The sequence below is a fragment of the Fluviicola sp. genome (genome assembly GCF_029266855.1).
In the GTDB taxonomy this organism is placed as follows: Bacteria; Bacteroidota; Bacteroidia; order Flavobacteriales_D; family Crocinitomicaceae; genus Fluviicola.
Genome location: NZ_JAQSWB010000003.1, coordinates 241,809 through 260,812, shown reverse-complemented (window position 1 = coordinate 260,812; position 19,004 = coordinate 241,809). Strand labels below are relative to the sequence as shown.

The 19,004-nt window shown below is 40.8% G+C and carries 16 protein-coding genes; 12 read left to right on the top strand and 4 right to left on the bottom strand.

From position 1 onward, the window contains the following. Window positions 1-2: 2 nt before the first annotated feature. The 4 genes from K0S23_RS09790 to K0S23_RS09775 all read left to right on the top strand — a co-directional run bounded on the left by K0S23_RS09790 (window position 3) and on the right by K0S23_RS09775 (window position 5,027). The gene (locus K0S23_RS09790; protein ID WP_300356675.1) at window positions 3-953 is read left to right on the top strand and encodes an electron transfer flavoprotein subunit alpha/FixB family protein; all 951 of its coding nucleotides are present in this window, start codon (window positions 3-5) and stop codon (window positions 951-953) included. A 102-nt stretch (window positions 954-1,055) separates the two neighbouring features. Then, complete coding sequence (locus tag K0S23_RS09785) at window positions 1,056-1,631, top strand: bifunctional nuclease family protein (protein ID WP_300356673.1); 576 nt, start codon at window positions 1,056-1,058, stop codon at window positions 1,629-1,631. Window positions 1,632-1,654: 23 nt separating this feature from the next. Continuing rightward, on the top strand, window positions 1,655-2,920 hold the full coding sequence (locus K0S23_RS09780; RefSeq protein ID WP_300356671.1) for a nucleoside permease: 1,266 nt from the start codon (window positions 1,655-1,657) through the stop codon (window positions 2,918-2,920). 49 nt (window positions 2,921-2,969) lie between these two features. Then, the gene (locus K0S23_RS09775; RefSeq protein WP_300356669.1) at window positions 2,970-5,027 is read left to right on the top strand and encodes a CotH kinase family protein; all 2,058 of its coding nucleotides are present in this window, start codon (window positions 2,970-2,972) and stop codon (window positions 5,025-5,027) included. A gap of 177 nt (window positions 5,028-5,204) precedes the next feature. Here K0S23_RS09775 and K0S23_RS09770 read toward each other — a convergent pair whose 3' ends face one another. Further along, window positions 5,205-5,582, bottom strand: coding sequence for a hypothetical protein (locus K0S23_RS09770; protein ID WP_300356667.1), 378 nt, complete (start codon window positions 5,580-5,582; stop codon window positions 5,205-5,207). Window positions 5,583-5,711: 129 nt separating this feature from the next. Here K0S23_RS09770 and K0S23_RS09765 point away from each other — a divergent pair, with 129 nt between their 5' ends. After that, on the top strand, window positions 5,712-6,506 hold the full coding sequence (locus K0S23_RS09765; RefSeq protein WP_300356665.1) for a thymidylate synthase: 795 nt from the start codon (window positions 5,712-5,714) through the stop codon (window positions 6,504-6,506). 102 nt (window positions 6,507-6,608) lie between these two features. On the opposite strand, the gene recQ is transcribed toward K0S23_RS09765, so the two are convergent. Beyond that, window positions 6,609-8,789 carry a DNA helicase RecQ gene (recQ, locus tag K0S23_RS09760; RefSeq protein WP_300356663.1) on the bottom strand — a complete coding sequence of 727 codons (2,181 nt, stop codon included), beginning with the start codon at window positions 8,787-8,789 and terminating at the stop codon, window positions 6,609-6,611. 194 nt (window positions 8,790-8,983) lie between these two features. Here recQ and tatC point away from each other — a divergent pair, with 194 nt between their 5' ends. The 4 genes from tatC to lptB are packed head-to-tail and all read left to right on the top strand — an operon-like array spanning window position 8,984 to window position 13,820. Beyond that, window positions 8,984-9,754 (top strand): twin-arginine translocase subunit TatC, encoded by a 771-nt coding sequence (tatC, locus tag K0S23_RS09755; RefSeq protein ID WP_300356661.1) that lies wholly within the window; start codon window positions 8,984-8,986, stop codon window positions 9,752-9,754. Window positions 9,755-9,809: 55 nt separating this feature from the next. Further along, entirely contained in the window at window positions 9,810-12,269 is a 2,460-nt protein-coding gene (locus K0S23_RS09750; protein ID WP_300356659.1) for a DUF5686 family protein, read from the top strand. Between the two features lie 14 nt (window positions 12,270-12,283). Further along, window positions 12,284-13,051 carry a PLDc N-terminal domain-containing protein gene (locus K0S23_RS09745; RefSeq protein WP_300356657.1) on the top strand — a complete coding sequence of 256 codons (768 nt, stop codon included), beginning with the start codon at window positions 12,284-12,286 and terminating at the stop codon, window positions 13,049-13,051. Between the two features lie 34 nt (window positions 13,052-13,085). Beyond that, window positions 13,086-13,820, top strand: a complete 735-nt coding sequence (gene lptB / locus K0S23_RS09740; RefSeq protein ID WP_300356655.1) for an LPS export ABC transporter ATP-binding protein — start codon at window positions 13,086-13,088, stop codon at window positions 13,818-13,820. 44 nt (window positions 13,821-13,864) lie between these two features. Here the strand turns inward: lptB and K0S23_RS09735 are convergent, their stop codons facing one another. Together K0S23_RS09735 and K0S23_RS09730 are read right to left on the bottom strand one after the other, a co-directional pair. Next, window positions 13,865-14,002 carry a hypothetical protein gene (locus K0S23_RS09735; RefSeq protein ID WP_300356653.1) on the bottom strand — a complete coding sequence of 46 codons (138 nt, stop codon included), beginning with the start codon at window positions 14,000-14,002 and terminating at the stop codon, window positions 13,865-13,867. 219 nt (window positions 14,003-14,221) lie between these two features. Continuing rightward, a complete protein-coding gene (locus K0S23_RS09730) occupies window positions 14,222-14,359 on the bottom strand; it encodes a hypothetical protein (RefSeq protein WP_300356651.1) in 138 nt (45 codons plus the stop codon). A gap of 108 nt (window positions 14,360-14,467) precedes the next feature. On the opposite strand from K0S23_RS09730, the gene K0S23_RS09725 reads away from it, so the two are divergent. From K0S23_RS09725 to K0S23_RS09715, 3 genes are all read left to right on the top strand, one after another. Next, window positions 14,468-16,180, top strand: a complete 1,713-nt coding sequence (locus K0S23_RS09725; RefSeq protein ID WP_300356649.1) for a hypothetical protein — start codon at window positions 14,468-14,470, stop codon at window positions 16,178-16,180. A gap of 192 nt (window positions 16,181-16,372) precedes the next feature. Beyond that, entirely contained in the window at window positions 16,373-17,647 is a 1,275-nt protein-coding gene (locus tag K0S23_RS09720; protein ID WP_300356647.1) for a hypothetical protein, read from the top strand. A gap of 19 nt (window positions 17,648-17,666) precedes the next feature. Further along, entirely contained in the window at window positions 17,667-18,968 is a 1,302-nt protein-coding gene (locus K0S23_RS09715; RefSeq protein WP_300356645.1) for a carboxypeptidase-like regulatory domain-containing protein, read from the top strand. The last annotated feature ends 36 nt before the right edge of the window (window positions 18,969-19,004 follow it).

Sequence of the window (19,004 nt, the reverse complement as noted above, 5' to 3'; positions counted from 1 at the left end):
TTATGAATATTTTAGTTTATATCAATTCATCCAATCACCTTGCAAAAAGTGCGCTTGAAGCTGTTACTTATGCCAAGAAAATTGGTGGAACAATCACAGTTGTTGCTACCGGATCGGTAGATGATTCAACTTTAGCAACTTTAGGTGAATACGGTGCTGAAAGAGTACTGGTAGACCGTTCGGTTGCAACTGAAGATTCGCAGCAAGTGACTCGCATGATTGCAAAAGCGGCAGAATCGACGGGAGCGGAATTAATCATTTTCTCTCATGACTTGGTTGCCAAAGCAGTTGCATCGCGTTTATCGGTTCGTTTGAAAGCAGGTTTGATTTCAGGTGCCGTTGATGTTCCGAACACAGCAAACGGATTTACGGTGAAAGTAAATGTATTCTCAGGAAAGGCATTCGGATTTGTTTCCGTAAAATCTCCGAAGAAAATCATTTCACTTCTTCCGAATTCATTCCAACCGGAAAAAACAGGTTCAGCTTGTCCGGTAGAAGCATTTGACGGAGCAGCAGGAACTGCAGCAATCAAAGTAGTAGAAACGAAAATACCAGAAGGTGAAATTCCGTTACCGGAAGCCGAATTGGTTGTATCTGCGGGTCGTGGATTGAAAGGTCCGGAGAATTGGGGAATCGTAGAAGATTTAGCGAAAGCATTGGGTGCAGCGACAGCATGTTCGCGACCTGTAGCTGACATTGGCTGGAGACCTCATCACGAACACGTAGGACAAACGGGAGTTGCCATTCGTCCGAATTTATACATTGCAGCCGGTATTTCGGGAGCAATCCAGCATTTGGCAGGAGTAAACGGTTCGAAGGTAATTGTAGTTATAAACACTGATCCTGAGGCCCCTTTCTTTAAGGCTGCTGATTACGGAGTAGTGGGTGATGTTTTCGAAGTACTTCCGAAATTAACGGAGGCTGTAAAAAAATTCCGCTCAACACCGCACTAAGATTAATCAAATTAATTATTTTTACGTAAAGTAATCCGAAGGAGGGAAGCACATTCAAATGCTTCCCTCCTTATTTAAACCCTTCGTAAGGAAAACGTTCGAATGGACAAGATTAAACTCGATATCATTGGACTGTCATACAGTCAGACTCAAAGTGGTGCTTATGCATTGGTTTTAGCAGAATCAGGCGGTAAACGCCGTTTGCCGATTATTATCGGGGGATTTGAAGCCCAGGCAATAGCCATTGAGCTGGAAAAGATGACTCCGACAAGACCGCTTACTCATGATTTGTTTAAATCACTTGCTCAAACGTTCTCTATCCAGCTGAAAGAAGTAGTAATCTACAATTTACAGGAAGGAATCTTCTTTGCCAAACTGGTTTGCGAAAAAGAAGGTGTGTTTTCAGACATCGATGCACGAACTTCCGATGCGATTGCATTAGCCGTTCGATTCGACTGCCCGATCTACACCTTTGAATCCATTTTATCTTCAGCAGGAATCCTTTCCGATGAGTTCCTGGAAGACGATGACGAAGTTGAGATCGCAGATACGGATGAAAACGAATTCACCAAAATGAACAAAGAGGAGTTGGAAGAACAGCTTCAAAACGCAATTGATAATGAAGACTACGAGTTAGCTTCTAAAATCCGGGACGAGATCAAAAAACGCGGAGAATAATTCGGCATTAAGCTACTACTATTATGGGGAAATCCATCAAATTTCGACTGATTGTCATGAGTTTCCTCCAATTTTTTGTTTGGGGAGCCTGGCTAATTACCATTGCAAATTATTGGTTTGACACAAAACATTGGGGACCAGCAGAGTTCGGAGGAGTATTTTCTACTTTAGGGCTTTCATCCCTCTTCATGCCTGCACTTACAGGTATTATCGCCGATCGATGGATCAATGTGGAAAAACTTTACGGGATACTTCATTTATTCGGAGGCATCGTATTACTATTCTTACCATTTGTCGAAACATCCAATCATTTTTTTTGGGTCATCTTTCTGGCAATGGTATTTTATATGCCAACCATTTCACTATCCAATTCAATTGGTTATACAGTTCTTAAAAATCACCAGTTTGACGTCATAAAAGTATTCCCGCCAATCCGGGTTTGGGGAACCATCGGCTTTATTGCAGCAATGTGGTTTACCAACCTGACAGGAAACAAAGCTTCGGCAAATCAATTTGTCATTGCCGGAATAGCCGCAATTGCTTTAGCCATCTATTCTTTTACCCTTCCAAAGTGCCCTCCAACGAATACTACCAAAGCGGAAAAAAGATCGCTTGTAGAAATTATGGGATTGGATTCATTTAAGTTATTCGGAACTTATAAAATGGCACTTTTCTTTTTGTTCTCCATGCTATTGGGAGCAGCCCTGCAGCTTACCAATATGTATGGTGATTTGTATCTCTCAGAATTTAAAAACATTCCCCGGTATACCGATTCGGTGGTTGTGAAATACTCTACGGTAATCATGTCCATTTCTCAAATTTCGGAGACCCTGTTCATTCTTGCTATTCCGTTCTTCTTAAAACGATTCGGAATCAAACAGGTAATGTTAATCAGCATGTTTGCCTGGGTGCTCAGATTCGGACTGTTTGCATTCGGAAACCCGGAAGAAAATCTATGGATGATAATCACCTCCTGCATTGTTTATGGCATGGCATTCGATTTTTTCAACATTTCCGGTTCACTTTTCGTTGAAACTTCAACCGATTCCAAAATCAGATCCAGTGCACAGGGACTTTTTATGATGATGACCAACGGAGTCGGAGCAATCATGGGAAGTTATATCAGTGGATGGATCATCGAACAGTTTTTTATCCTTGAAAACGGAGCGAAAGACTGGTACCACATCTGGTTAAGTTTCGCAGGATATGCATTGGTCGTATCCATTCTTTTTGCAGCATTCTTCAGACATAAACATAATCCGGCAGAATTGTCGGAATTTTCACACTAAATTGTTTACTAAATAATTTAATAGTAATTTAATGTTTCAATAACATTGAATGAAAACTACACTCTCCTCTCTTGCACTTCTAGTAAGTGTCATTTCTTTTGGCCAAACTTTCAACGGTACATCCGGAAACATCCAGGACAACCAGGAATTGATAAGATCCGTAAACGTAAACGGATTGCCAACTTCCATTAATCAAACCACCTTCGGTCTGGAACAGGTTTGTTTAAGCATTACCCATTCCTGGGACGCAGATGTAACAGTTACACTCGAAGCTCCGGACGGAACTCAAATCGCCCTTTTCTCTGCTGTAGGCGGAGACGGAGACGATTTTGACGGAACTTGTTTACGCGAAGACGCGAGTGCTTCCATCGTTACTCAAAACGCCCCGTTTAGCGGAACATTCAAACCCATGAATCCGCTTGGAGCTGCAAACAACAATCAAAATCCCAACGGAACCTGGAAACTGAGAGTTTACGATTCGGCAAACGGGGATGAAGGAACACTGGATTCCTGGTCGATCACTTTTGGAAATGATCCGGCTACTTATCAGCCCTTTTTAAGCAGCAATCTTCCAATTGTTATCCTGAACACAAACAACCAGGGGATTCCGGACGAACCCAAGATCGATGCTCACATGAAGCTTATTGATAATGGTCCGGGGAACATCAATTATGTAAGTGATTTTCCGAATGCTTACAACAATCAGATCGGAATTGAACGCAGAGGTTCTTCATCAGGTGATTTCCCGCAGAAATCCTATGGTTTTGAAACCCGCGACATCAATGGTACCGTAAAAGACACTACCCTACTTGGAATGCCTTCGGAGCACGATTGGATCCTCTATGCTCCGTACAATGACAAAAGTTGTATGCGCAATATTTTAACCTACGAATTAGCAAACAAAATGCAGCATTATGCTTCGCGAACGATCCTGTGTGAATTGGTACTCAACGGACAATACCAGGGGATTTACACTTTAATGGAAAAAATAAAGCGTGACCCGAACCGGGTGGATATTGCAAAATTGCTCCCAACTGATATTTCCGGTGATGACGTGACGGGCGGATACATTATTAAAATCGACAAAACAACCGGCTCAAATAACGATGGCTGGACCTCCCCATATCAATCCGAGGACAATTCGGACATTACTTTCCTGTACCACTATCCGAAAGCCGATGAGATCGTACAGCAGCAAAAAGACTATATCCAGGCATATGTAGATTCATTTGAAACAGCCTTGGCTGGCCCGTCTTTTGCAGATCCGAACACAGGTTACCGAAAGTACACTATTCCGGAAACCTTTATTGATTTCCTGATCTTAAATGAAATAAGCAAGAATGTAGACGGTTACCGTTTGAGCACATTTCTTCATAAAGAGAAAGATTCCAATGGCGGGAAACTGCGCATGGGCCCGATGTGGGACTTTAATTTATCCTGGTGGAATGCAGATTACTGCAGCGGTGACAACGTTACCGGATGGCAATACGACTTTCCCAACACCTGTCCTGGCGGATGGCAGGTACCTACCTGGTGGACACGTATGCTTGAAGATCCGTGGTTCCAGGACGAATTAAAATGTCGCTGGACAACACTTCGTCAAAGCTTTCTATCCAACGATTCACTTTATGGTAAAATTGATTCCATCGCACAATACATCGGGCTTGCAAAAGACCGTCATTTTGACAAGTGGCCGCTTTTGGGAGTTTACACCTGGCCAAATCCAAGCCCGATTCCAGCGGATTATCCCGGAGAAGTTGCTGCGCTAAAAGCGTGGATCCTCGACCGTGCAACATGGATCGATAATAACATTCCCGGAACATGTCACTTGGGAATTATTGAGCAGGAAATTGCTTCCTTATCCGTTTATCCGAATCCTTTTAATGAAGATCTGCATGTATCGTGGTTTTCGGCAGGGATCAGCAATACACGGATTAAACTGTTTGATCTGAACGGAAGTGAGATCAGTTCCATGGAAAAAACTCCGGCATACGGAATGAATGAAGTCAAACTGAACACATTATCAAGTGCATTAAGCAGTGGAATCTATTGGGTGGAAATCCAGGAAGGAACTTCAATAAGCAGAATAAAAGTGGTGAAAAATTGATTTTTACCACGAAGACACTAAGAGCACGAGGCTTTTTATTTTAGGATTATATGACTTGTGAATGTTATAGCTTATGGATGAAATATCCGTTTGAAAGACTATAACTTATAACTGTATATTAATGAGGAATTATTTCTTCGTGTGCTTTGTGATCCTTGCGGTCAAAAAGAGCTTGTGCTAAATCTTTCTCAGGAAGACATCTGGCTGCGGGTAAATCCCTTTCCGTTCCAGGCGCTTATCTTTTTTGTAGAGAACATAACTTTCGGGAATAAATTGTCCCTCAAGCTTTACTTCAAAGTAAATTCTGTTCTTGTCCTCTTTTATAAACTGATAAGTTCCGTTAATTTCGTTTGAAGCTATTTTTTCCAGCAGTATCCCTTCCGGTTTCAACTGAACTTCAATCGGAGCAGCCTGAACCTCGAAAACTTCTTCCCCCAATTGCAATGCATAAGAAGGAATTTCACCGGCGTATGTTCCAAAATATTTCTTTTTGATTTCCTGTGAATTTCCGCTAAAGGAGTAAGTAAAGACCAGAAGTAATAAATAAAAACGCATTGTCTTCCTTTTGGGCAAAAATAGATAAAGGAATCAACAAAGCGATCGAATTATCAACCAAATCATGATGCCAGCGATTAATTTTCCTAACTTCGGGATTAGTTTTCGAATGCTCATTTCAACACTCAAATGAAACAATATCACGATTTATTACAGCACATTCTGGACAAGGGAACTTTCAAAGGAGACCGCACCGGCACAGGTACTTTATCCACTTTCGGATATCAAATGCGCTTCAACCTGGAAGATGGATTTCCTGTCCTGACAACGAAAAAATTACACCTTCGTTCGATCATACATGAGCTATTGTGGTTTCTTCAGGGTGATACGAATATTCGATACCTGAAGGAAAACAATGTTTCTATTTGGGATGAATGGGCGGATGAAAACGGAAACCTGGGACCTGTTTACGGTTACCAATGGCGTTCATGGCCCACTCCTGACGGTGGTTCCATTGATCAGATCTCCAATTTAATTGAGCAGATCAAGAAAAATCCGAATTCCCGAAGACTGATCGTGAATGCATGGAACGTCGCATATGTAGACAATATGGCTTTACCTCCATGTCATACCATGTTCCAATTTTATGTTGCCGAAGGAAAATTAAGCTGTCAATTGTACCAGCGATCCGCGGACACCTTTTTAGGGGTTCCTTTCAACATTGCTTCTTACGCTTTATTAACCATGATGGTAGCACAAGTTTGCGATCTGAAACCCGGAGAATTTATTCACACACTTGGTGACGCACATTTGTACTCCAATCATTTGGACCAGGCAAAATTGCAACTGGAACGCGATTTCAGACCGCTTCCAACGATGAAGATCAATCCGGATGTAAAAGACATTTTCGGATTTAAATACGAAGATTTTGAATTATTAAACTATGATCCGCATCCGCATATTAAGGCGGCAGTAGCGGTATAAAACAAGTAGGGGTGAAAAATTTTTCACCCCTACTTGTTTATTTCATATGTCTTTTTTTACGCAAGCAATTTCAAAGTCTTAGTGTTGTAGTCTACTAATCCTTTAATTAGCCATTTCACTCATAAACTTGATCCGCATCAGGCGCAATTCTTCTTCGGTATAATCACCGTCGAATTCATGATAAGCCGTGGCAAGATCATCTGTTTCAGCTTCAGAAAAGTACTCGTAGATCTCTTCCTGATTATCCGAATCCAGGATATCATCGATGTAGTAATTGATATTCACCCTTGTTCCGGAAGAAACAATTGCCTCGATCTCTTCAATTACTTCATCCATTGATTTTCCCTGAGCTCTCCCAATATCTTCCAGGGGTAATTTTCTGTCAATATTCTGGATCAGCTGAACTTTCAGAACCGATTTATTGATCAGTGATTTAACCACCAGATCCTGCGGTCTGTCAATATCATTCTCCTCCACATAATTGTGGATCAATTCAACGAAGGGCTTACCGTATCTTTGTGCTTTCCCGGCTCCAACTCCCTGGCAATTTGTCAATTCGTCAATTGTGATCGGGTACTGGAAGCACATATCTTTCAACGATGGTTCCTGGAATATCACAAAGGGAGGAATGTTATTTTGTTTTGAAAGCGACTTTCTCAGATCGATCAGCATATCATATAACACCTCATCGAAAGCACCACCCTTTCCGGGAGAAACGATTCCTTCATCTTCGTCCGAAGCAGAATAATCGTGTTGTTTCAACAAGGTAAACGATACCGGGTTTGCCAAGAACTCTTTCCCGTTCTCTGTAAATTTCAGCGTTCCGTAAGTTTCAATATCCTTATAAAGAAGACCAGCAACGACTGTTTGCCTGATTACAGCATTCCAGAAATGCTCATCGCGCTCCTTCCCGACCCCGAACAAAGGAGCCTGGTCATGCCGGTAACTTTTAATCTCGGCTGTTATGCCACCTGATAAAAAGGCACATACGTGTTTCGACTTTTGTTGTTCCTGAAGGAAATCAACAACCTGAAGCAACTGGTGAACAAATTCTTTCCCTTCTAATTTTTCGCGTGGGTACTTACAATTGTCACACATTTCGTTGCATCCTTTTTCATCGAATACTTCTCCGAAATAATGCAAAATGAATTTTCTCCTACAAACCGAAGTTTCAGAATAAGAAACGATTTCGCTTAAGAGCTGTTTTCCAATCTCCTGTTCCGCAACCGGTTTTCCCTGAAGGAATTTTTCCAGTTTCTCTATATCCTTGTAGGAATAAAAGGTGATACACTCACCTACTCCTCCGTCGCGGCCGGCTCTACCGGTCTCCTGGTAATAACTTTCCAGTGATTTTGGAATATCGTGGTGAATAACAAATCGCACATCCGGTTTATCGATTCCCATTCCAAAAGCAATTGTAGCAACAATCACATCCACTTCTTCCATCAGGAACATGTCCTGGTGGCGCGCACGCGTTGTTGCATCCAAACCGGCATGGTAAGCCAAAGCATTGATCCCGTTCACCTGGAGCAACTCCGCCATCTCTTCTACTTTCTTCCTGGAAAGGCAGTAAATAATCCCGGATTTTCCCTGGCGCTGACGAATGTACCGGATAATCTCTTTTTCAACATCCTTTTTTGCCCGGATCTCGTAATACAAATTATCCCGGTTAAATGACGACTTGAATAACTTCGCGTCCATCATGTTGAGATTCTTTTGGATATCCGCCTGGACCTTTGGTGTTGCGGTAGCTGTTAAAGCAATGATCGCAACATCCGAAATTTTCTCAAAGATCTCTCTTAACCTCCGGTATTCGGGACGGAAATCATGTCCCCATTCCGAAATACAGTGAGCCTCATCGATCGCAAAGAAAGAAATTGGCACAGAAGTTAAGAAATCAATATTTTCCTGTTTGGTGAGTGATTCGGGGGCTACATAAAGTAATTTGGTTTTGCCGGCGAGAATATCATCCTTCACCCGATTAATTTCAGTTTTGCTGAGAGAAGAATTCAGGAAATGTGCAATCGAATTGTGATCACTCACATTACGAATTGCATCTACCTGATTTTTCATCAGTGCAATCAATGGAGAAACTACAATTGCTGTACCTTCTGATAAAAGTGCCGGAAGCTGATAACAAAGAGACTTCCCACCACCGGTGGGCATGATTACAAACGTGTTCTTCTTTTGTAAGACATTTGTAATTATATTTTCCTGTTGTCCCTTGAATTGATCAAAACCAAAGAATTTCCTTAGTGCTTCTTTTAGATCATTCTGATCCATAAAGTTTGAATATTAGAGGATTACCTAAATTTAATAAATCGAAATTACAGATAATAAAACGCAAAAGCGCTATAAAATCGGCAACTACACTAAAATACAAGATAAATCAATAAAAAACAACTATTAACATTTCATTACCTGAAAATTTTGATGAATTATTAACTTTGCGCCGAAGTATGGAAGAGGAAAAAAATATGTCATTCTTACAGCATCTCGAAGAATTGAGATGGAGACTGGTCAGATGCGCAGCTGTAATTATTGTTTTAGCGGTTGTTCTCTGGTGGAACCAGGACTGGATCATGCGTCATGTTTTCCTTTCCATGAGTAAACCCGACTTCCTTACTTTCGATATCTTTTGTAGGTACATGAACTTCATGTGCGTGGATGAAATTCCAATCAATTTTCAGTCAACCACCATGGGGGGCCAATTCTCTTATGCGCTTTGGATGAGTTTCCTGGGCGGTGTGGTGATCGGATTTCCCTATATCTTTCACCAGCTCTGGTCTTTCGTAAAACCGGGATTGAAGCAGAATGAAAAGAAAATGGTAAAAGGAATTGTCGTTTATGTGAGCCTGCTTTTCTTTCTTGGAATTTTATTCGGTTATTTCATTGTAGCCCCGATGAGTGTCCAGTTCTTCGGAACTTACCAGATTACCAAAGAAATCAAGAATGACTTTACGATCAATTCTTATATGAGTACGGTTCTTTCTACTGTATTTTATTCCGGCTTGTTCTTTTTGCTTCCGATAGTAGCTTACCTGATGGGGAAACTGGGAATCGTTTCATCCGGATTCTTAAAAAAGTACCGTAAACACTCCATAGTGGTTGTACTTATTTTAGCAGCAATTATTACTCCCCCGGATATTATTTCCCAGGTGATCGTAAGTATCCCGATCTTACTCCTTTACGAAATCGGTATTATTGTTGTGAAACGTGTTGAAAAAACACGGTTAAATGAAGAATAAAGCTGTAACCTTCGTCTTGTTTTTACTTTGAGTTTTTCTTAGTTTTATGCCATCTATGTTCAAACTAAGGATTCTATTTTTCCTCTGCCTGACTCACAGCTTTGTCTACTCACAACAGACGAAGGTTTCAGGACGCGTTGTTGACGCAGCAACCGGAGAAGGAATGCCTGACGTTCGGGTTCAGTTTCAATACTCGAAAATAGGTGTACTCACGGACAGTCTTGGATTTTATGTCCTGCAGTCTTACTATGCTACAGACAGTGTCACCTATTTCATGCCTGAGTTTAAACTGGTTACAAAAGCCGTAAAAAAAGACCATGAGCAGCTTATTGATGTACAACTCACGGAATCAGTATCGGATATTACCGAAGTGACCATCAAACCTCCCGATGAGTTTCCTTCCACAACCCTGCATAAGAAAGTGATCGCTCATAAGGACGCCAACAACAAGGAAAAATTAAGTTCCTACGAATACGAGCTATACAACAAGATCCAAATCGATCTCAATAATATCGGTGATAAGTTCAAAGATCGCGATATTGTAAAGCGACTGGATCTGGTTATGGATTACTTAGATTCCGTGGATGGTGGAAAGACCTATTTGCCGGTTATTTTATCAGAAAACATTTCGCAATTCAGTTATAAAAACAATCCCAAAAAGAAACGCGAATTAGTTTCTGCAACCCGGATTTCAGGAATAGAGAACCTGCAGCTGAACCAGTTTTTAGGAGAAATGTACCTGGATTTCAATATCTACGACAATTACCTGAATATCTTCCAGAAAGCATTTATCAGTCCGGTGGCAAACTTTGCCCGAAACTATTATAAGTTTTACCTGGAAGATAGTATGTTTATTGACAACAACTGGTGTTATAAGCTGCGTTTTGCTCCGAAAAGGACTGGTGATATGACCTTTGAAGGAGAAATGTGGATCAACGACACCACCTATGCTGTAAAATCCTTCAAAGCAAAACTCTCGCCCTGGGCAAACATCAATTATGTGCAGGATATGTACATGGAACATCATTTCGACCAGGTGATGCCCGAAGTGTGGATGCTTACCGAAGAGAAAATGATCCTGGATCTGAAGGTTACCAAGGGGACCAAATTATACGGATTCTATGGCCGGAAATATTCATCCCGAAAGAATTTTGTAATCAACAAAGACCGGCCCGAAGACTTTTATAAAAGCGACTTTACCGTTGAATTAGCCGACAGCGCCAAAACACGGAGCAGGGATTATTGGATAGCACACAGGCACATTCCACTTAATGAACAGGAAAATGGAATTGATCAGATGGTTGACTCCCTGAACCAGGATCCCTTCTTTAAATTCCTGAAGAACTCGACCTACATGCTTGCCTCCGGTTATTACCCGATAGGGAAAATAGAACTGGGATCCATTTATTCCCTGATCTCTGTTAACCCCGTAGAGAAATTCCGGACAGGATTAGCCATCAGAACTTCCAACGCTTTTTCCAAACGGATTGAATTCGGAGGAAGATTGTATTATGGGTTTGGCGACGAACGATTCAAATACGGCTTAACTACCCGGATCAATATTACCCCAAAGAAGCGTGGACTTTTAATATTCTATGGAAACAGGGATATCGAACAAATCGGGATTTCACCTACTGCGGCAGCCGTCGGGTCCACTTTCAGTTCGCTTTTACGCACAGGCCCCTTAGACAAACTAACCTTTGTCGACAAGGCCGGGATTAACCTGGAAAAAGATCTCGGGAAAGATTTTGTGATCTTTGGTGGCTTTGAATGGAAAGAATATACTCCCTTGGGTCTTGCCACCTACGAACGAAGAAATGAATCCGGAGGCTTAGATACGATCAGACACGTTCAAAGTTCTGAAGTAACACTGCGATTCAGATGGTGTAAGGATGAGGAGTTTATTTCAGGAAATTTTGACCGTACAACACTTCCTTCCAAATATCCTATTTTATCCATCCAGGGGATCTTTGGGATGAAAGGTGTTTTCGGGAGTGACTACAATTACCAGAAACTGGAATTTGCATTGGAGCACAATCGGAATGTGGGAGTTCTAGGCAGACTGCGTTATGGAGTTAACGCCGGTGTCGTATTAGGAACAGTTGCTTATCCTTTTTTAAAAGTTCACGAAGGAAGTCAATCCTATTGGCTGTATACGAATTCATTCAACCGCATGTCTTATTTTGAATTTATTTCAGACAGGTACGTTGGCGGATTTATCGAACAGCATTGGCAGGGATTATTATTCGACCGTATTCCTTTGATCAAAAAGTTGAAATGGCGCTTAGTCACAACCGGACGGATAACTTATGGTGCCATCAGTCAAAGACATAATGAAGTAATGATCATTCCATCTTTTACCAAACAATTCGGGAACATTCCATATGCAGAGGCTTCAGTGGGGATTGAAAACATTTTCAAACTGGGCCGGGTCGATTTGGTCTGGAGAATTACCCATTTGTATGCAGGGATTTCTCCTTTGGGAATCCGGGCACGTTGGTCCTTCGCTTTTTAATTTCTTTTTCAGCCATGAATCTAATACACTTATTGTATTCCAATTATTTTATATCCTTAATCCTGCAGGGATTTTGTGTATTCCATTGTATGCGTAAAGGCCATTCAAACCAGTGGTTATGGCTTATTATTTTTCTCCCGTTTATTGGCAGCCTGATTTATCTTTTCACAATTGTTCTAACCCGGGACAAATTAAATTCAGTGACTTCCAATGTGAATACAGTGGTTCGTCCGCATGGCAATCTGAAACAGCTTGAGCGCAATTTAAAGTTCTCTGACACATTTCAAAACCGAATGTCTCTTGCTAATTATTACCAAGCCCTTGGCAGAGATGAAGAAGCGCTTGCATTGTATGAGCAAAACCGTCACGGACTTTTTGCCAATGAACCGGAATTGATTACTGCTATGATGCGTTCAAATTACGCAGTCAACGAGTATGAAAAAGTAAATGACTTAGCCAAGCTGGTAAATAAACATCCGAACTTCATCCGTTCACAAGCTCATCTATCATATGCCAGATCCCTGGAGAAATTGGGAAAGTATAAAGAAGCTGAAACAGAATACGAACAATTCAATACGCGCTATGCAGATTTTGAAGGGAAATATACTTATGCTTGCTTCTTAGAAAACCAGCAGCGATTTATGGAAGCAACTCAACTTTTAGATTCTGCCATTGACGAATCAAGAAATATGGGCTACAGAGGAAAACGAAATCACATCTTCTGGATTCGTCAATCCATTGCCAAAAGAAAAGAACTCGAAAAGGGTAAGCATACAAAATAAGTCAAGCTAGACTAAATTATCTTATTTTCGCAAGGTGAAATTACATACGCACGATATCAAAAAGACCTATAAAGGTCGAAACGTAGTAAAAGGAGTCTCCATTGAGGTGAACCAGGGAGAAATTGTAGGTTTACTGGGTCCGAACGGTGCCGGGAAAACCACTTCCTTTTACATGATGGTAGGTTTGGTAAAACCGGATGAAGGCCATGTATTCCTGGACGACCTGGAAATCACACATTATCCGATGTACAAGCGTTCACAATTAGGAATAGGCTATCTTCCCCAGGAAGTTTCGGTCTTCCGAAAGCTGAGCGTAGAAGACAATATCTTATCGATTCTGGAACTTTCCGACCTGAGCAAAGTGGAACGCAAGGAAAAAATGGAACAGTTGCTGGAAGAGTTCAGTCTTACGAAAGTGAGGAAAAATCTTGGGAACAGGCTTTCGGGTGGTGAGAAAAGAAGAACTGAGATTGCCCGTGCCTTGGCTACCAATCCGAAATTCGTTTTATTGGATGAGCCTTTTGCCGGAGTAGATCCGATTGCGGTAGAAGATATTCAAAGTATTGTTTCCGATTTACGGAAAAGAAACATCGGGATCCTTATCACAGATCACAACGTACAGGAAACCTTATCTATTACAGACAGAGCTTATCTTTTGTTTGAAGGGAGTATTTTGAAATCGGGAACAGCTGAAGAGCTGGCTTCAGACGAACAAGTACGCAAAGTTTATCTGGGTCAAAATTTTGTTCTACGCACTAAAAACAGGTAACCATAAAAAAAGCCTCCGTGGGAAGAGACTTTTGGTTTGTTTCGTTATTTCGATGCTAAATCAGCGTTTTCAGTGTTATCAACACTTCCGTAAGCATCACAGTGTCCTCTTGAGGATCCGCAAGATGCCAGAACTACCGCTAAGAAAGCAGCTACTGCCGCGTAGGAAAAAAATTTCTTCATAGTTATTGCTTGTTTTTTAGTTTTACTAGTTGTTGTTGGTTACAAAGCTATCATTTTTTAACGTTAGTTCACATAAAATATTATCCACATTCCTTTTTTTATAATGTTGATTAGTTGTGATTTAATTGAAAATCGCTATTTTTTCTTAACGCCAATGCCAGGGAAAAACCGGTAAACTTCCTGTTTTTCTATGTTTTAAGTACGATAGGTTCTGAACAATTATCGGTCTGTTGTTTCCGAATGCTGATTTTGATCCGCCATTGCACTATATGCATCACAGTTTGCTTTTGTTTTGCAGGATGCACTTGCCAAAACGACAAACACGGCAATAGCAAGAATTCCCAATAATTTCTTCATGATCTCCAGTTTAATGGTTCATACTAATTGTAACTTCTATACAAACTTACTACTTTCAGCGTTATATTATAGAATATTCTTGACATTTGTCAAAGGAAATAATTGAAATTGAAGCATTTCGGTAAATTTACTCAGGAAAAACGGAGGGTTGGTCTTTTGATCATCCTGCTGCTTTTCGTACCCACAATTTTTCACGCACAAAAAACCGTTCATTTTTCTGATCCTGCATTTAAAAAGATCAGTAAAAAAAACAGTTTCACTTACTCAGATACCTTTTCACTGAAAAATCAGCTGCAGGAAATTCAATTTCTGGCTTATAAAAAAGGCTATTTAACTTTCGGGGTAGATTCCATCATTCCTACCGACAGTCTGAATAGCGAAGCCTGGTTCACACTTGGTTTACGGTACAAGGAATTAAAGCTTTCCCTATCAGACAACAGTAAACGTTCCCTGCGGGAAATAGGAATCAGTCCTCGCACCATTGAAACACTTCCTCCCACCCCGTTTGAGATTTCCAGAAACCTGGAACGCATTCTGCACGATTTTGAGGTTGCAGGATATCCCTTTGCTACCATTTCATTTGAGGATCTGAGAGTTGAGAAAGAAACACTTTTTGCAGAATTAATTGTCATCCCCAACTCAAGAGTTAAGTGGAACGACCTCATCGTTTCGGGAGAGAAAGTCAAACTGTCTAAAAAATACCTGGAGAATTTTTTGAACATCGAAAAGGGAGATTGGTACAACCAGGATCAAGTGGACCTGATCAATACCCGCCTCACACAGCTCATTTTTGTCAAACAGACAAAACCTGCAGAAATTTTGTTCACACCCGAAGGAGCGAATCTCTACCTTTACATTGAAACGAAACCCGTTTCTTTATTCAACGGTACCATTGGTCTTCAGCAGGATCCGGTCAAATTAAAATACCAGCTCACCGGGGATCTGAGGCTGAAACTTCAGAATGCATTCAAGCACGGAGAATTGTTCGATTTGAACTGGCGTTCCATTCAACCGGGCAGCCCGCAACTGAAGATCCAGGCGGCATATCCTTTCCTGTTTAATACACCTTTCGGTTTAGACGGCCAGTTCTCACTCTTCAAAAGAGATTCGACTTTCCTCGAGCTTAAAACCAGTATCGGAGTTACTTACTTTGTTTCCGGCGGAAAAACACTCACAGGCTTCTATAAGAATCAACAATCGAATTTACTTGGGGCAGCAAACACCGGCCTGGCTTACGGGAGTTCGAAAAGCAATCTTTACGGACTCTCATTCCGGAACCAGACAGTAGATTATTTACCCAATCCGCGAAAAGGATTTATCTGGTACCTGGAAGGAAATGTCGGGAAAAGAACTCTTGTCAAAGATTCCATCACGAATCATTATTTGATCTATGGAGGAAAAGTACAGATCGAATATTATCAATCCCTCGGAAAACGCTTTGTCATCAAAGGCGGTTTAATCAGTGAATCCTTTTACACGAATAACATACAGCAAAACGAACTTCTGCGTTTCGGAGGAAACCTGTCCCAGCGCGGTTTTATGGAAGATGAGTTATTGGGAACTTTCCGTGCGACATTCACCATTGAGCCCCGGTTTATTTTGGATCAAAATTCGTATCTCTTCGTGTTCTACGACCAAAGCTGGTACGAACGCAATGTTCAGCTCTATAGGCATGATTCCCCGAAAGGTTTTGGTGCAGGTTTATGTTTTGGAACCAATATCGGGATCTTCTCCCTGACCTATGCGCTCGGACAACAGTTTTCCAATCCTGTTTTATTCAGAGACTCAAAAGTGCATTTCGGGTATATAGCGTATTTCTAATTTCTAATTTCTAATTTCTAATTTCTAATACAATAATTCGAACGTTTTAAGAACAAATCGATAGCGATTATCTAAAATCAACGAAGACAACACTTTAATCAATCTGTTGCGATCCATGAAGATTTTTCTATATCTTGAGTGCTAATGAGCTACTTATGTATATCGAAAAGATCGTGTAAATCCATTTCAATAATGGCTTTAGTTCTTTTGTTTTATCAACTCGCCTACTCCCAGGATATCGTTGTTACAGGAACCATTTCAAACGAACAAAACCTCCGGGTAACCGGTGCTGAAGTCAGACTGGGGCAATTGAACGGTAAATCAAATTCAAAAGGCATCTTTACATTCAAAGTAAATAAGTTCCCTACGACGTTAACGATCAAACATAGGCTTTACAACGACTACCTCGAAGTTGTGCGTGCTCCGGTGAATAAACAAGATACTATATTTCTGGATATCATTCTTGAGAACAAATCAACCGAACTGGATGAAGTAACGGTAAGTGCCTCAAAAGTTATCTGGGTTTATCAGAAAAAAAACACGCATATCATTGACTTTGCACTCAGAGATAATGAAATTCTCCTGGTTTGCAGGGAAAATAATAACTACTTATTAAGACGGCTCGATTCGGTCGGAGAAAAGATCAGAGATGTTCAAATCAAAAAAAATCCTTCCGGTTTATTCGAGGATTGCACCGGAGGAATACATTTGACCTATGCAGATAGCGTTTTCGAATTAAAATTGATTGGAAACTCCACAGCCATGCTTTCGGGGAACTCCTATATCGAAGTAATGGACATTTTAAGCCCCTGCGTCATTTCAAGCGAAGACAATTTCATCGTCAAAAGACTGGGTCCTCACAATAAATTGGTCGAGTATGTGAAGATCAACCGCAACACCAAAAAACCCGATTTACTTTATATTACGAATGATCAAGCTGCGATGCGTGATCTGGATGAATTCGCGATGGCAAATGATATTCCTGTTCCTTTATTCAATCCGAACTACAGACAGCCTCCTCAAATGACGATTACCAATGACAGACAAAAATGGGACAACCAGCAATTTTACAATCAGATTTTGAAAAAACCCTTATACGCACCCATTTTCGAGATCAACGATTCCATATTTGTTTATGACCATTTCAAAGACAGCGCTTTGGTTTTTACCATTTCCGGGAATTATGTCCGTTCCTTCCAAATCAGTTACCATTATTTTGAGAATTGGAAAAGTGAACTACTCATCAACGAGGAAAAAACAAAGCTATATGCCAAGTATGAAACCGATGGTTTAACTGCGCTCCGGCAAATCAATCCTTCAACAGGCAAAGTAATAAACCTGAATATCCTGGAAAAACATATTTATCCCTTGCAAATTCAGATCCGGAACAATTACGCTTACTACCTGTATAAACATTACCTGGACAACAGTATTCATTATCTCTATAAGCAGCCGCTGAAGGAATAATCACTTTTACTGAATCACTATGAAACATTTAAATCACACCGGACTTATTTTTTTATTGCTTTTCGCAGGAGGGGCAATCAATACCACTTGGTCACAGGTCGAAGCAATCGTTAAAGGAAAAGTAGTCACTGAGAACGGAGCACCGATTAAGAATGCCTCTGTGAAATTGGGAAGCAGCGATGCACGAACCAACAACTCAGGTTTCTTCATCGTCAAAAACAGTACATTTCCTGCAAAACTGACAGTAACTCATTCTTTATATGCAGAATACCTGGACATGGTGGTGCTTCCTGAAAAGCGGCAGGATACAATCCGAGTGTTTGTAGTAATGACCGGAAAGGAAAAGGAGCTTGAAGAAGTAACCATTTCAGCCGAAAAGGTCTGGGTGTATCCCAGAAAACAGGCCAATGTCCTGGACTTTCTCGTGCAACCTGATAATGGGATTTTATTATGCTGCAGTGATGAGAACCGTTATTTCATACGAAGTTTGAATGCAAAGGGAGAAAAAACAAACGAAATACCTATCCGGAACCATCCAAAAAAACTCTACAGGGATTGCATGGAAACCATTCACCTGATCTATTCTGACAGCATCTATGAAACTGCATTTATTGATAATTCCATCGGGATTTTCCAGGCAAAAGCGGTAATGGGGATTTTCAACTTACTAAAATCCTGTGTCTACAAAGACGATAAGAACCTGGTAAAATACAACTACTCCAATGAAGACCAACGTATTGAATACCTTGCCATCGATATCCAATCCAAACAATCAAGAACACTTTACGTTGGGGAAGATCGTACAGAATACAGACAAATGGAGGAATACGCATACGAACATTACATGGCTGATGAAAAAATGTTCCATTCTCAAACTTCGGAGCAACTCAAAATAACCCGCGGAATATGGAACGAAAAACAATACTATGACCTCATTGTGATTAATCCGGTCTATATTCCACTGTTTGAATTAAATGACTCGCTCTTCATTTTCGATCATGTCAATGATTCAGCAGTGGTTTTCACCAGGGATGGTATGCGTGTACGCTCATTTCCGATTGTCTATCAATACTTCGACGGCTGGAAAAAGGAACTTATTACAAACCTTGAAAAAACAAAGATCTTTGCCCGGTATGATTCGGAGGGAATAACCACCCTACGGGAAATTAACACGACAAACGGGAAAACAGAGCGAATCATCCAACTCGAAAAACACGTCTTCCCTGAGCACCTGCAGATTCACGAAGATTTCATCTATTACATCTATAAAGATTATCTGAACCAGAGCATGCATTATATTTTCAAACAACGTCTTGAGTAAGGCTCTCGCTTTTTCTTCTTATTTTTATATGAATTT

Excerpts from the sequence above, each read along its gene's own strand:
- K0S23_RS09790 (WP_300356675.1), top strand. The coding sequence starts at position 3 with ATGAATATTTTAGTTTATATCAATTCATCCAATCACCTTGCAAAAAGT.
- K0S23_RS09785 (WP_300356673.1), top strand. The coding sequence starts at position 1,056 with ATGGACAAGATTAAACTCGATATCATTGGACTGTCATACAGTCAGACT.
- K0S23_RS09780 (WP_300356671.1), top strand. The coding sequence starts at position 1,655 with ATGGGGAAATCCATCAAATTTCGACTGATTGTCATGAGTTTCCTCCAA.
- K0S23_RS09775 (WP_300356669.1), top strand. The coding sequence starts at position 2,970 with ATGAAAACTACACTCTCCTCTCTTGCACTTCTAGTAAGTGTCATTTCT.
- K0S23_RS09770 (WP_300356667.1), bottom strand. The coding sequence starts at position 5,582 with ATGCGTTTTTATTTATTACTTCTGGTCTTTACTTACTCCTTTAGCGGA.
- K0S23_RS09765 (WP_300356665.1), top strand. The coding sequence starts at position 5,712 with ATGAAACAATATCACGATTTATTACAGCACATTCTGGACAAGGGAACT.
- recQ (WP_300356663.1), bottom strand. The coding sequence starts at position 8,789 with ATGGATCAGAATGATCTAAAAGAAGCACTAAGGAAATTCTTTGGTTTT.
- tatC (WP_300356661.1), top strand. The coding sequence starts at position 8,984 with ATGTCATTCTTACAGCATCTCGAAGAATTGAGATGGAGACTGGTCAGA.
- K0S23_RS09750 (WP_300356659.1), top strand. The coding sequence starts at position 9,810 with ATGTTCAAACTAAGGATTCTATTTTTCCTCTGCCTGACTCACAGCTTT.
- K0S23_RS09745 (WP_300356657.1), top strand. The coding sequence starts at position 12,284 with ATGAATCTAATACACTTATTGTATTCCAATTATTTTATATCCTTAATC.
- K0S23_RS09735 (WP_300356653.1), bottom strand. The coding sequence starts at position 14,002 with ATGAAGAAATTTTTTTCCTACGCGGCAGTAGCTGCTTTCTTAGCGGTA.
- K0S23_RS09730 (WP_300356651.1), bottom strand. The coding sequence starts at position 14,359 with ATGAAGAAATTATTGGGAATTCTTGCTATTGCCGTGTTTGTCGTTTTG.
- K0S23_RS09720 (WP_300356647.1), top strand. The coding sequence starts at position 16,373 with ATGGCTTTAGTTCTTTTGTTTTATCAACTCGCCTACTCCCAGGATATC.
- K0S23_RS09715 (WP_300356645.1), top strand. The coding sequence starts at position 17,667 with ATGAAACATTTAAATCACACCGGACTTATTTTTTTATTGCTTTTCGCA.